8 protein-coding genes are annotated in these 13146 nt (G+C 37.6%); 3 read left to right on the top strand and 5 right to left on the bottom strand.

Annotated elements, in window-relative coordinates; genetic code table 11:
• Positions 1–34: 34 nt before the first annotated feature.
• From ACULEU_RS01675 to ACULEU_RS01665, 3 genes are all read right to left on the bottom strand, one after another.
• Entirely contained in the window at positions 35–733 is a 699-nt protein-coding gene (locus ACULEU_RS01675) for a hypothetical protein (RefSeq protein ID WP_445453727.1), read from the bottom strand.
• A gap of 9 nt (positions 734–742) precedes the next feature.
• Positions 743–1966, bottom strand: coding sequence for a DUF4215 domain-containing protein (locus tag ACULEU_RS01670; RefSeq protein ID WP_445453726.1), 1224 nt, complete (start codon positions 1964–1966; stop codon positions 743–745).
• A 207-nt stretch (positions 1967–2173) separates the two neighbouring features.
• On the bottom strand, positions 2174–3781 hold the full coding sequence (locus tag ACULEU_RS01665; RefSeq protein WP_445453725.1) for an ELWxxDGT repeat protein: 1608 nt from the start codon (positions 3779–3781) through the stop codon (positions 2174–2176).
• A 137-nt stretch (positions 3782–3918) separates the two neighbouring features.
• Here ACULEU_RS01665 and ACULEU_RS01660 point away from each other — a divergent pair, with 137 nt between their 5' ends.
• Both ACULEU_RS01660 and ACULEU_RS01655 read left to right on the top strand, forming a co-directional pair.
• Positions 3919–4617, top strand: a complete 699-nt coding sequence (locus ACULEU_RS01660) for a LytR/AlgR family response regulator transcription factor (RefSeq protein WP_445453724.1) — start codon at positions 3919–3921, stop codon at positions 4615–4617.
• A 6-nt stretch (positions 4618–4623) separates the two neighbouring features.
• Entirely contained in the window at positions 4624–6615 is a 1992-nt protein-coding gene (locus ACULEU_RS01655; protein ID WP_445453723.1) for a tetratricopeptide repeat-containing sensor histidine kinase, read from the top strand.
• A gap of 151 nt (positions 6616–6766) precedes the next feature.
• Here the strand turns inward: ACULEU_RS01655 and trxA are convergent, their stop codons facing one another.
• Complete coding sequence (trxA, locus tag ACULEU_RS01650; RefSeq protein WP_445453722.1) at positions 6767–7084, bottom strand: thioredoxin; 318 nt, start codon at positions 7082–7084, stop codon at positions 6767–6769.
• 185 nt (positions 7085–7269) lie between these two features.
• Here trxA and ACULEU_RS01645 point away from each other — a divergent pair, with 185 nt between their 5' ends.
• Positions 7270–8592 (top strand): O-antigen ligase family protein, encoded by a 1323-nt coding sequence (locus ACULEU_RS01645; protein ID WP_445453721.1) that lies wholly within the window; start codon positions 7270–7272, stop codon positions 8590–8592.
• On the opposite strand, the gene dnaE is transcribed toward ACULEU_RS01645, so the two are convergent.
• Positions 8579–13093 (bottom strand): DNA polymerase III subunit alpha, encoded by a 4515-nt coding sequence (gene dnaE, locus ACULEU_RS01640; RefSeq protein WP_445453720.1) that lies wholly within the window; start codon positions 13091–13093, stop codon positions 8579–8581. The genes ACULEU_RS01645 and dnaE overlap by 14 nt on opposite strands.
• Positions 13094–13146: the final 53 nt, after the last annotated feature.

The following is a 13146-nucleotide window of genomic DNA, read 5'->3' as shown; positions in this document are numbered from 1 at the left end:
CTACTAACTAAAAATCTATTACCTTTTTACTACTTTATTTTTTGGAATTTTGTTGGATAAAGGTATCGAAGTCGGGCAATGACTTATCTTCATATATCAGGATAAACTGCCTGAACTGCATGTAACCATAAACATAAGGATCCTGCGATGCCTGCTCATAATTTTTGGCGAAATAGGCCTCAATGGTCATCCCCTCCGGAACTGGATTTGGCAATTTTGCCCACATTTTTTTGGCGTAGTCGTAGCATTCCTTTAACTCTTTATTTCTGTTTTGCTTTTTCCACCAGAGCATAGCGACAGTGTTGGCAAAATATTCGCTTTCATAGGAACCCTCTATGTTGCCTTTTGTAAAATATTCAAATGCGTGTCCTAGTTCGTGCGGCAGATAAAATCCGTTAAAAAACAGTCCAAAAGCTTTTTTACCTTCAGCCTCTCCACCGGCAACTTCAGAGAAGAAACTCTTTTGTGGCGCAATTACCTGTTCCCAAAGCGGTAAATTTGCGGTGTCTTTATAAAAGTAAATTAAATAAGGTGTCGTATGGAGTATCGTTTTGACCTCAAAAGCCATATCGGGATATATTTTTTTGATGTCTTTTGTAAATTGAGAGGATACTTGATTTGCGTCTTTTACTAAAGCAACCGAATCCGTGTAGGTTGTGAACCAGTTTTTTTGGGCATTTGCTTTGTAAGTAATTACTAAAAACAAGAACGATAGTACTATTGATTTTTTCATATTGCTTTTTTATTGTTTGATAATTTTTTTTACTTGGCTGAAATTCCCGGTACTACTTTCTATTTTTAGTAAATATATTCCCGCTGAAAGGCTCTCCAAACCACTTATCTCCATTTCCTTATTTTTATCATTTCCATTTGAAACAGTCTGTCTTTTTAAAGATTGACCTGTCATGTTGCAAACAGTAATAACACTATCTGATGGTATATCTATTAAAAATTTAATCGCAATAGAATCTCTAAATGGCATTGGAAACATTACAATACTATTCAGGAAGTCGTTTGGCTTTTCTAAAGACAATGGAGCTAACGTACAATCACTTTGGCAACCGTCGTTGTTGGCAACATTGCCATCATCACAAGCTTCACCCGATTCTAAAATTCCATTACCACAGATTGAAATTGCTGGTGTTACTGTACAGTCAGATTCGCAACCGTCGTTGTTGGCAACATTGCCATCATCACAAGCTTCACCCGATTCTAAAATTCCATTACCACAGATTGAAATTACTGGTGTTACTGTACAATCAGATTCGCAACCGTCGTTGTTGGCAACATTGCCATCATCACAAGCTTCACCGGATTCTAAAATTCCATTACCACAGATTGAAATTACTGGTGTTACTGTACAATCAGATTCGCAACCGTCGTTATTGGCAATATTACCATCATCACAAGCTTCACCCGATTCTAAAATTCCGTTACCACAGATTGAAATTACTGGTGTTACTGTGCAATCAGATTCGCAACCGTCGTTGTTGGCAACATTGCCATCATCACAAGCTTCACCGGATTCTAAAATTCCGTTACCACAAATTGCATTTGACCCTCTAGAGTTTAAAGAAGTGGTGTAGTTTAAATTTAAAAACAAAGCTGTTTTTTGCACTGAATTGTATCCTTTAATTCTTTTCTCTTCTGAGGTTTTTGTGCTATAGCTAATCATAAAAGGGATAGACTGCACTTTGTGCTTTATTGCCAATTGCTGCCCGTCAATTGTTGTGACATCAATCAGCTTAACGTTATATTTTTCGAGTAGGCTTTTTTGAAACAGCGGATTGGAATTAAAGTCATTTCTCAAGTGTATGCAATAGGGACAATCAGGCTTGTAAAAGATTAAAAGCGAATGCTCTTTTTGAAATACGTTTGATTCCAAGTCATTGAAAAATGGTTTCTGAGCCCATAATTCAGACGTAAAACAAAGAACCAATGCGATGATGAATGTAATTTTTTTCATAAATAATACTATTAATACTGCAAATATTGAACAATTATGCACCCTAAAAAACAGGCACTATACCAACGACATTTTAAATAGACCAACAACTGTTTATTTCGATTTCTTCAAAAAACAAGTGCGGTTCTTCGCCAGAAAATACTTTTCATAAAGAGCATCATTACTTATCGATTGGGATTGAACAATCAAAACCCTCCTTTTCGCTGACTATTTTTTTATTATCTTTTGAGAATATCTCTGATTTTCTTTTTGAATAGATAGAATATAGATTCCGGCTGCCAAATCAGAGACATCAAAAATTTCATGAACTGCATCTGATTTCCATTGACGCAGAATCTGACCCTGCAAATTTGTGAGATAAAGTTCTCCACTCACTAATTCATCAACCACAGTAACAAACAGATTGTCTTGCGCGGGATTAGGATAAACATTTAAAGAAACAGCTGCAAATTCCTCATTAGCCAAAGATGGCGTCAGTCTACAAAACTCGAATCCCTGCGATCCAAAACTGGCCGGTAAATAAATATTCCCAGCAAAACCAAGCAAATTAAAACCGTTAGGCGATGTGGAGTAAGTAGCGACAATGGGGTTAATTTGAATGGTTCCCGATGCGGTGCCATCACTTTCATACAAATATTCGGAACCCCCAACGGAGGCATAGCCTACAAAATAGATTTTGCCGTTGAAAACATAACTATAGGAAACCCCAATAATGCCAGGAAGTGTTTTAATCAAAGTAGTTCCAGCTAAAGTACCATTAGTCTTTACCATTTCTACCGCTGTTCCGTTGTAACCGAAAGTATAGGCTTCATTATTAAAGGCAACCATTCCGTTTGGTGTACTAGAGTAAGTAACCGAATTGGGAGTTCCCGGATTGATATCTTTAACCAATTGTGTTCCTGCCGTTGTGCCATCAGTACTCCAAAGCTCCCTTCCAGTAGTACCGTCATTGGCTACAAAATACACTTTGGTTCCGTCGGCAAAAAAGTTTTGCGGATCAGAACTATAGGAAACGGTATTAATATCTTTAATCATAACTGTTCCGAAATCGGTTCCGTCACTGGCCCAAAGTTCACCACCAAGTCCGTTGCTGTCGTTTTGAAAATAAAACCTATTGTTAAAAACAACGTGGTTTATGCTTGGTGAACCTATAATTCCTGGCTTTACCAATTGTGTTCCGGCTGTAGTTCCGTCGCTGCTCCACATTCCGTAGCCGCTTCCTGCATTTCCTTCAAAGTAAATTTTGTTGTTCAGCACTACAAAACTTGATACCGATGCGAAGGGATCGGAATATTGGTTGCCAAGCATCTGGGTTCCGGCTTCGGTTCCGTTGGTAACCCAAAGCCCCTGAGCTCTTGCTGCCGTTGATGCCTGAAAAAACAATAATCCATTGCAAACCGTAAAATACCTTGGAAGGCTGCTGTAAGGTATTCCGCCACCGGTCGTTCCAGTATAGATGTCTTTAAGCATTGCCGTTCCGGCTGTAGTACCATTACTTTTCCAAAGTTCAAGACCGTGAACACCATCGTCATAAGTGAAATACAAATTGTTGTTGTAAACGGTCAAATCCCAAACCACACCATTGCCTGCAGTGGGTCCAACAAGCTGCGTTCCGGCGGTTGTTCCGTCTGAAGAATAAAGTTTAAAATTCGTTCCGTTTCCGGCCACAAAGTAAATTTTCCCATTAAATTCGGTCAAATAGTGCGGATTGGAGCTGTCCATTCCAATATTAACATCTTTAACCAACGACAGCGTCTGGGCCATTGACTGGATTGAAATCAGGGCAAACAGGAATATAAGTAGTGTTTTTTTCATGATTTATTTTATTGATGTTGTAAACTTCATCAAAAGCTCTGGTATAAAAAACGACCAATAGACCAACGACATTTTGAATAGACAGACTACCATTTGTACTAAAACATTTCTATATTTGAGAAACCTTTTGGAATTCAATGAAGCCTTACACGTGTATTATCGTAGATGACGATGAAATTGACCGCTTGACGGTGGTTTCTTATGCCAAAAAATTTCCGCAGCTAAACATTCGCGGCGTATTTGAGAATGCTGCGGAAGCAATATCCTTGCTGGAAAAAGAAACTATTGATGTTTTATTTCTGGATATTGACATGCCTAATCTAAACGGTTTTGAGTTTAGGAAAAGAGCTATCGAAGTTCCCGTTTGCATCTACATAACTGCGCATCCCGAACACGCTGTGGAGAGTTTTGAGCTGGACACTTTGGATTTTATTGTAAAACCCATAAAGCTGGATCGTTTTACCGCAACCATCGCCAAAATTGAGGATTACCTGGAGCTTAAACTAAAGGCTCAGTTGTTTGAATCGAGTATAGGCGGTGACGTAATCTATATCAAGGAAGGCCATGAACAAACCAAAATAAAGCTGCACGACATCCTTTATCTGGAAGCTTTGAAAGATTATACCAAAATAGTAACATCTGCCAAAAAACATTGTGTATTGACGAGTATCGGAAACTTATTGAAAGAATCCCATTTCGAATCGTTTATACGGGTACATCGAAGTTTTGCAGTACAAAAACAATATATTGAAAAGAAATTGGTTCATGATGTGGTTTTGAATAACGGTGTTGTGATTCCGATTGGCAGAGCTTATAAAGACAATTTAAATTTTTAGATCGTGATGGTGTCTCATAGACTTTTTGTCGTTTTGTTTTTTGTATTCGGATGTTGTATCGGTGTTCAGGCTCAGTCGGAAGAGGAGAATGAATCTTTATTGCACCTTTTGAAGAACGAGAAAAACGTACTCAAAAAAATTAACCTCAACACTAAAATTGCCAGTAATTATATTGCTAACAGTCAATTTGAAGAAGCCCTGCAACAATTAAAAGAAAATCTGAAACTCTCCAAAAACCAATCAATTATTGAATTGGGAACTACCTACAGTACCATGAGTAAAGCTTATATTGCTTTAGCTGAAATAGATTCGGCGTTTCTTTTCGTCAATAAAGCTTTACCACTTTTAAAAAAGAAAAACGATTCTAACGAAATAGGCAAATGCTATTTTTATTTGGCTCAGATCTATCAGTATAAGGCAGATTTTGTAAAACAGGCCGATTATTCCTTTAAATCCATTGCTATTGCCGAAAAAGTAAAAGATACTTCGCTTTTGGAATACAACAACCGCAACCTGGCGATGCTCTATTTAGACCAGAGAAATTATCCTAAAGCTTTGGAAAAAAGCTTGCTTTCGGTTAAATATGCCAGACAGATTAATACGCCAAAACGGATAGGTATTGCTTTAGCTGCTTTAGCAGAAACATACAATATGATGAGGGATGGCGAAAAGGCAGAGAAATATTTCAAGATGGCCTTAAACGAATCGCGAAAAGCCAAACATGATCTTGCGATAGCGTGGTCATTAACCAATTGGGCCAATCTGAAAACCAATGATGATGAAGAAATACAAATGCGTGTTGAAGCCCAAGCCATTTGGGATGAAATTAGTCCCGACAATATCATGTCTGCCAATAATTTGGGAAATTTAGGGACTACCTATTATGAAAAAGCGTTATTGTTGAAGCCTTCTGATGCTAATCGAACCGGATTACTCAATAAAGCAGAAGCAAATCTGAAAAAATCCATTGCTATTTCATTAAACTCGGATAATCTTACCAATTATTTAGAGTTTTTAAGAATTTTATCTAAAGTTTATGGTCTGAAGGGCGATTATAGAAAAGCCTATGAATGCCAGTCGGAATTTCAGCAGAAAAATGACTCCCTGTTTTCTCAGGAAAATAAAAATGCCATTGCCAAGCTCGAATCTGAAAAAGAGATTACTATTAAAAATAAGGAGCTTCAGTTGAACAAACTGCAGTTAGAATCCAAAGAAAAACAAAAATGGTTTTATCTGCTTGGAATCGGTTTTTTAGTAATTGTCGGAGGACTGCTATTTTATCAAAATCGAAACCGAAAGAAAATCAATGAAAAACTTCAGATCTTGAATACGGAATTGGATGAGGCCAATAACACCAAAACCCGTTTCTTAAGTATTCTGAACCACGATTTAAGAGGTCCGGTTTCCAACTTAATCCACTTTTTACACCTTCAGAAAAACAATCCGGAACTGTTGGACGCCGAAAGTAAAAACCGGCTGCAAAACAAAACAATTCTGGGCGCTGAAAATCTTTTAACTTCTATGGAGGACATGCTTTTGTGGAGTAAAGGCCAGATGCAGCAATTCAAACCACAGCTTAAAAAGGTATCGGTAAACGCTATTTTTGAAGATACGGAGAAGCACTTCTTCAGTGAGGAAAAGGTCAAAATCAGATTTGAGAATCCTGACAACATTGAAATGAATACGGATGAAAATTACCTAAAAACCATCATTAGAAATTTAACCGGAAATGCCGTAAAAGCGCTAAAGGAAACCGAAAATCCAACGATAATCTGGAAAGCATGGAAGGGAAACCATGACATTGTGATAACAATTACAGACAACGGTCCGGGAGCAACTAAAGAACAGTTTAGAGCACTTTACGACGACAAAGAAATATCGGGTATAAAAAGCGGATTGGGTCTGCATTTGATCCGTGATCTGGCTAAAGCCATTGACTGCGAAATTTCGGTGGAAACTAAAATCAATTCGGGAACAACGATTACATTAACGCTTTGAAGTACTTTTAGCTACATTTTGACTAAAATGGTACTATGGAAATTTTGTAACAAAAAAACTGTAACATTTTAAAATGTTACAAAAAAAAAGTTACAAGCATATCATAAAAAAAGCCCAACTTTCGTTGAGCTTTCAGTCATTTATGTATTGATTACAATAATGCATCAATAGCATCGGTATACGTTTTCTTTGGTGCTACTCCAACTTGACGTCCAACCACTTCTCCGTTTTGAAATACCAGAACTGTTGGAATATTACGCACGCCATATTTGGCAGCAAATTCCTGATTAGCATCTACATCCACTTTTCCTACCGTTGCTTTGCCTTCGTATTCTGTTGCGATTTCGTCAATTACTGGTCCAACCATTCTACATGGTCCACACCAAGCTGCCCAAAAATCTACTACTACTGGTTTACTTGATTGTAATACTACTTCATCAAAAGTAGCATCTGTTATTGCTAAAGCCATATTTATATTTTTTTAAATTATTGTATTTATAACATCACAAAATTAGGGATTTAATTTCAGAAGATGATGTTAAAAAATCAGATTTGACTATGAAGACATTTGGAAATCTAATTGTTTATTAAAATTTCTAGAGCTACCATTATTCCCTTATAATTCAATTATATTTGTTTCCAATACCGTATTCAATGAGCGACAAAAATTATTTAAAATTACTGCTAGGCCATATTATCCTTGGAGCGCTCCTTTTTCTATTTCCCTTTTTAGCAAAATTATATGCTGTTGTAATAGTTATTGTCGGACTCTATTACATAATCAAGAATAAAAACAAAAATAACGAAGTATTGTTGGCTGCCGCTTATGCCGTAGGAAGCGAGGTTTTTTTAAGAGCAACTCAGGGCAGTCTTATATACGAATACGGAAAGTATTCCGTAATACTGTTTGTTGTATTAGGCTTTATTTATAATGGTATTCCCAGAAAAGCGAATCCATTTTGGTGGTATCTATTGCTGTTGATTCCGAGCATTATTGTAGCGCTTGGCGTCTTAAAACTGGATGTTAGAACCAATATCTTATTTAACATCACCGGACCTATTTGTTTAGGGATTTGCGCTTTGTATACGTATCAGCGAAAAAGTTCTTTAAATGAAATGAATACTATTTTGTTGTGTTTGGGACTGCCGATTATCTCTTTTGTTACCTATATTTTTCTAAAAAGTCCATTAAGTGATTTCGAAATTGGTTCGACGGAATCCAATTATTTGTTATCGGGAGGTTATGCACCAAACCAAGTGGCTACCATTCTAGGCTTGGGAATGATTGTGTTTGCTGCACGCTTTTTTTTGGCTTCAACATCGAGAAGCATGCAACTCATAAACCTACTACTCTTTGTCTACCTTTATTACAGAACATTATTGACTTTTTCCAGAGGAGGAACATTTGTCGCAATTGCTGTAATATTTTTGCTCCTCCTAATTTTATGGGTTCGAAATCCCAAAGAAAGCGTTCAAAAAATGAAAATTGGTGGTTTCGCATTGCTTTTCCCCTTACTTTTTGGGTTGACTTCTTTACAAACCGATGGTCTTTTGTGGCATCGCTATGCGGATCAAAATCCAAATGGAAATCAAAAAAGAGAAGAAAGATTTGGACGCAAGCAAATTGCTCTGAAAGAAATTGACATTTTTGAAAAAAATCCGCTATTAGGTGTCGGTGTTGGTGAAGGTAAAGAAATACGAAAAACCGATTCAGGTGGTCATACTATAATCACCCACAGTGAATTTACCCGATTACTTGCAGAACATGGTTTTTTGGGATTAGCCTCAATACTTATCCTATTGTTGGTTCCCCTTTTTCTTTTTTTGAAAAACAACAAGAATATCTATCTTATTTGTTTTTTTGCCTATTGGATCCTTACCATTAATCACTCCGCTATGAGAGTGGCTGCATCCGCATTTATTTATGCTTTGATGCTATTGTACCTCGAAAAAACGAAAGAAACTAATTCAGTCTGAAATTCAGTTCCATTTTTTCTAATTCCTGAAGCAATTCATTGGATATCTTGATTTTCAATTTACGACTTGGTAGGGTAACCTTGGTTATAATTTGATTTTCTATCTCAATAGCCGGAATTTCTATATCAATGTTTTCCAGATTTTCAGCATCAAAAGTCACCTCTTCATCAACCTCAACTTTAGGCACGATTTCTGTAATTTTTTTTATTTTTTCCTGTTCGATGATTTCAAAAGCAACCGTATTTTCTCCTTTATAAGATTGAAATATGGTGTTCAAATGCTGAATTGCATTTTGTTGTAAATCGGCAATATCCATTTGGATACTTAGCTTTTTTGCAAACTGCGCCATTACATCCTGCAATTGTTTTACGTCTGTAAACTGTAGTCTTGGCTCTGATTTTTTCCCAGTTTCTCTGTTTACCCAACCCTCTTTAACGGTCACTTTAAAATACACAAACTGATTATTGACCAAAAAATGTCGGAACTTCAAGTATTCTTCATCAAATATTCGAAACTCATGACTTTCATCATAACCTTCTAGGGTAAACATGGCCCAATCTTTCCCGTTTTTAGCGGTTCTGTACTGAACATTGGTTACAATTCCGGCAAACGTTAATGTTTTTCCAATGTAATTCTCCAGACTCTTGAGGTTTTCTAGTTTACTATTACAGAAATATTTCATTTCAAAGCGGTAATCGTCTAAAGGATGCCCTGAAATGTAAATTCCGACAACCTCTTTTTCTTTAGCCAGTTTTTCCATAGTGCTCCATTCCTCGCAGGGCGGGACAATAGGTTCGGCTATTTGCACTTCACTGGCTTCACCAAACAGACTTACTTGGGAAGAATTTTCATTTTCCTGAAACTTCGAACCATAACGAATCGCTTTCTCTAAAAAACTGATTCCTTCACCTTCGATATGAAAATATTGTGCCCGATGAGTATTTTGGAAGCAGTCAAATCCTCCTGCTAAAGCCAAACTTTCGAAAGCTTTTTTATTGGCTGCACGCAAATCTATTTTTTTGGCTAAATCAAATATTGATTTGTACGTCTCTTCTTTTCTGTTTTGAACAATCGTATCCACAGCATTCGCACCCACTCCTTTCACAGCTCCCATTCCGAATCGAACGGCATACTTATCGTTTACAGTAAACTTATAAAACGACTCGTTCACATCTGGTCCGAGTACTTGCAATCCCATACGTTTACATTCTTCCATAAAAAACGAAACCTGTTTGATGTCGTTCATATTATTAGATAAAACAGCCGCCATATATTCTGCTGGATAATTGGCTTTCAAATAAGCGGTTTGATAGGCAATCCAAGCATAACAGGTGGAATGTGATTTATTGAAGGCATATTCTGCAAATGCTTCCCAGTCTTTCCAAATTTTTTCCAGCTTTTCGGCCGGATGTCCATTAGATTCTGCTTGCGCTATAAACTTGGGTTTCATTTTATCCAAGACATCCTTTTGCTTTTTCCCCATGGCTTTACGCAAAACATCGGCATCACCTTTAGAGAAATTGGCGAGTTTTTGGGACAAAAGCATTACCTGCTCCTGATACACAGTAATTCCGTAGGTATCACTCAATAATTCTTCGCAGGCATCCAGGTCATATTCTATAGGCTCTTCCCCATTTTTACGCTTGATAAAACTCGGAATATACGCAATTGGCCCAGGTCGGTATAAAGCATTCATTGCAATCAAGTCACCAAAAACAGTAGGTTTTAATTCCTTCATGTATTTCTGCATTCCCGCACTTTCATACTGAAAAATACCAACCGTTTCTCCTCGTTGAAAAAGCTCATACGTCTTGACATCATCAATAGGAAATTCATCCGGATTAAGGTCGATTCCTGTTCTGTATTTTACAAGTTTTACAGTATCTTTTATCAGGGTTAGTGTTTTCAACCCCAAGAAATCCATCTTTAACAATCCGGCACTTTCTACAACTGAGTTATCAAATTGCGTCACATACAAATCCGAATCTTTGGCGGTTGCCACAGGAACGAAATTCGTAATATCGCTAGGCGTAATGATAACACCACAGGCGTGAATTCCGGTATTTCTTAGATTTCCCTCTAAAAATTTTGCCTGATTGATGGTTTCGGAACAAAGCGTATTTTCTTTCGAAAGCGAAATCAATTCTTTTATTTTATCAAACTCTTCCGGACGGAGTACTTTTTTGATTGTAGCTTCGTCTTCGGATAAGAGTCGCGATAGATTCCACTTGGAAGGCATCATTCCTGGTATCAACTTCGCTACTTTATCGGCTTCAAAAAGCGGTAAATCCATAACCCTTGCGGTATCACGAATACTCGATTTGGTAGCCATGGTTCCATAAGTGATAATTTGCGCTACTTGTTTGGAGCCGTATTTTTGAATCACATAATCCATTACTTTACTACGCCCTTCATCATCAAAATCAATATCGATATCGGGAAGGGAAACCCTATCCGGATTAAGGAAACGCTCAAAAAGCAGGTTATACAAAAGTGGATCAATATTGGTAATTCCGAGGCAATAGGCTACCACCGAACCCGCTGCAGAACCACGTCCAGGACCAACGGAAACTCCCATTTTTCGGGCTTCGGCAATGAAATCCTGAACAATTAAAAAGTATCCTGGGTATCCTGAATTTTCAATGGTAAGCAATTCGAAATCAATTCGTTCCTTGATTTCAGGCGTAATTTCGGCGTATCGTCTTTTAGCGCCTTCATATGTTAGATGATGTAAAAATTTATTTTCGCCACGTTTTCCGCCGTCAGCTTCATCTTCATTAACTAAAAAATCGGTTGGAATCTCAAATTTGGGTAGTAAAACCTCGCGAGCTAAATCATAAATTTCTATTTTACTGACAATTTCTTCAGTAGTGACAATAGCTTCGGGTACATCGTGGAAAAGCTTCTTCATAGCCTCACCCGATTTGAAATAATACTCCTGATTATTTAATCCGTAGCGATAACCGCGACCGCGACCAATGGGAGTTGATTGTTTTTCCCCATCGCGAACACACAACAAAATATCGTGTGCATTAGCATCTTCTTTATTGATATAAAAAACATTATTGGTAGCAACAGTCTTTATCTGATGCTTTTTAGCCAAAGTCATTAGTGATGCGTTTACTCGGTTCTCATCTTCCTGATGGTGGCGCATGAGTTCGAGATAGAAATCATCACCAAACTCTTGTTTCCACCAGATTAGAGCTTCTTCGGCTTGGTTTTCACCTATATTTAAAATCTTACTCGGAATTTCTCCATATAAATTTCCGGACAATACAATGATGTCTTCTTTGTATTGCTGAATCGCTTTTCGGTCTATTCTGGGAACGTAGTAAAAGCCTTCGGTGTAAGCAATCGAAGATAATTTGGCCAAATTATGATAGCCTTTTTTATTTTTTGCCAGAAACACTATTTGGTAGCCATTGTCTTTTCGGGACTTGTCCTTCAAATCATCACATACAAAAAACTCACAGCCGACAATCGGTTTGATGATGCTTTCTGTTGGATTGTCACCTGCTTCTTCCGCTTGTTTGTTTTTGGCTTGTGCCGACTTATTATAATTTAAAATATCGCGCACAAATTGAAAAGCTCCCATGAGATTGGCGTGATCGGTCATGGCTACAGCGGGCATTTTGTTAGCCACTGCAGCTTTTACCAAATCGGCTACACTGATAGTAGACTGCAAAACGGAAAATTGGGTATGATTGTGCAAATGCACGAAGTCGACATCCGCTAAATTATGATGAATTGCTTTTTCAGAATCTGTGGGAACACTAGCTTCTTCCTTTTTTTGAAACTGATTTCTAATGGCCTCAGAAGCTTGTTTCAGATTGATGTGTTTCAGTCCAATAAGCTTAATCTGCTGTGGATTATTTTCGTGAAATTTATCAAAATAATCAGCCGGAACATCTAATTCTTCTTTAGTAAAAATCTGTCTGTTGATGAGTTCGAGAAAACAACGGGTTGTTGCTTCCACATCAGCAGTAGCATTATGGGCTTCCGAAAAGGGTTGTCCAAAAAGGTATTGGTGTAATTCGGTTAATGTTGGTAGTTTAAATTTTCCCCCACGACCACCGGGCAATTTTAAAAGTGAGGCGGTAACTTCGGTACAGGTATCTAAAACCGGCATGGAAGTCATTGGCGACACTACTCCCATACGATGGAATTCGCATCCCATAATATTGACATCGAAGCCTACGTTTTGCCCGACGATAAATTTTGATTTTGACAAGGCGGCATTGAACTTTTCAAGAACGTCCTTTAAATCAATCCCTTGTTCTTGTGCTAATTCGGTTGAAATTCCGTGAATCCTTTCGGCGTCATACGGAATATTAAAACCTTTAGGCTTTACCAAATAATCCTGATGTTCTATAAGATTTCCCAGTTCATCGTGCAGTTGCCATGCAATTTGAATACATCTTGGCCAATTATCAGTATCGGTAATTGGAGCGGACCAATTTCTTGGTAAACCAGTAGTTTCAGTATCAAATATTAAGTACATCTGTTGTAGTAATTAGGCACCCGAGGCATAGCCGAACGGAGCGAAGCTAAAAG

Source organism: Flavobacterium sp. 25HG05S-40, from assembly GCF_052654735.1.
Note: the sequence above shows the minus strand (reverse complement) of the source record. Positions and strands in the feature narration are given on the sequence as shown.

Coding starts and splice junctions, on each gene's coding strand:
- ACULEU_RS01675 (WP_445453727.1), bottom strand. CDS start 733: ATGAAAAAATCAATAGTACTATCGTTCTTGTTTTTAGTAATTACTTAC.
- ACULEU_RS01670 (WP_445453726.1), bottom strand. CDS start 1,966: ATGAAAAAAATTACATTCATCATCGCATTGGTTCTTTGTTTTACGTCT.
- ACULEU_RS01665 (WP_445453725.1), bottom strand. CDS start 3,781: ATGAAAAAAACACTACTTATATTCCTGTTTGCCCTGATTTCAATCCAG.
- ACULEU_RS01660 (WP_445453724.1), top strand. CDS start 3,919: ATGAAGCCTTACACGTGTATTATCGTAGATGACGATGAAATTGACCGC.
- ACULEU_RS01655 (WP_445453723.1), top strand. CDS start 4,624: ATGGTGTCTCATAGACTTTTTGTCGTTTTGTTTTTTGTATTCGGATGT.
- trxA (WP_445453722.1), bottom strand. CDS start 7,084: ATGGCTTTAGCAATAACAGATGCTACTTTTGATGAAGTAGTATTACAA.
- ACULEU_RS01645 (WP_445453721.1), top strand. CDS start 7,270: ATGAGCGACAAAAATTATTTAAAATTACTGCTAGGCCATATTATCCTT.
- dnaE (WP_445453720.1), bottom strand. CDS start 13,093: ATGTACTTAATATTTGATACTGAAACTACTGGTTTACCAAGAAATTGG.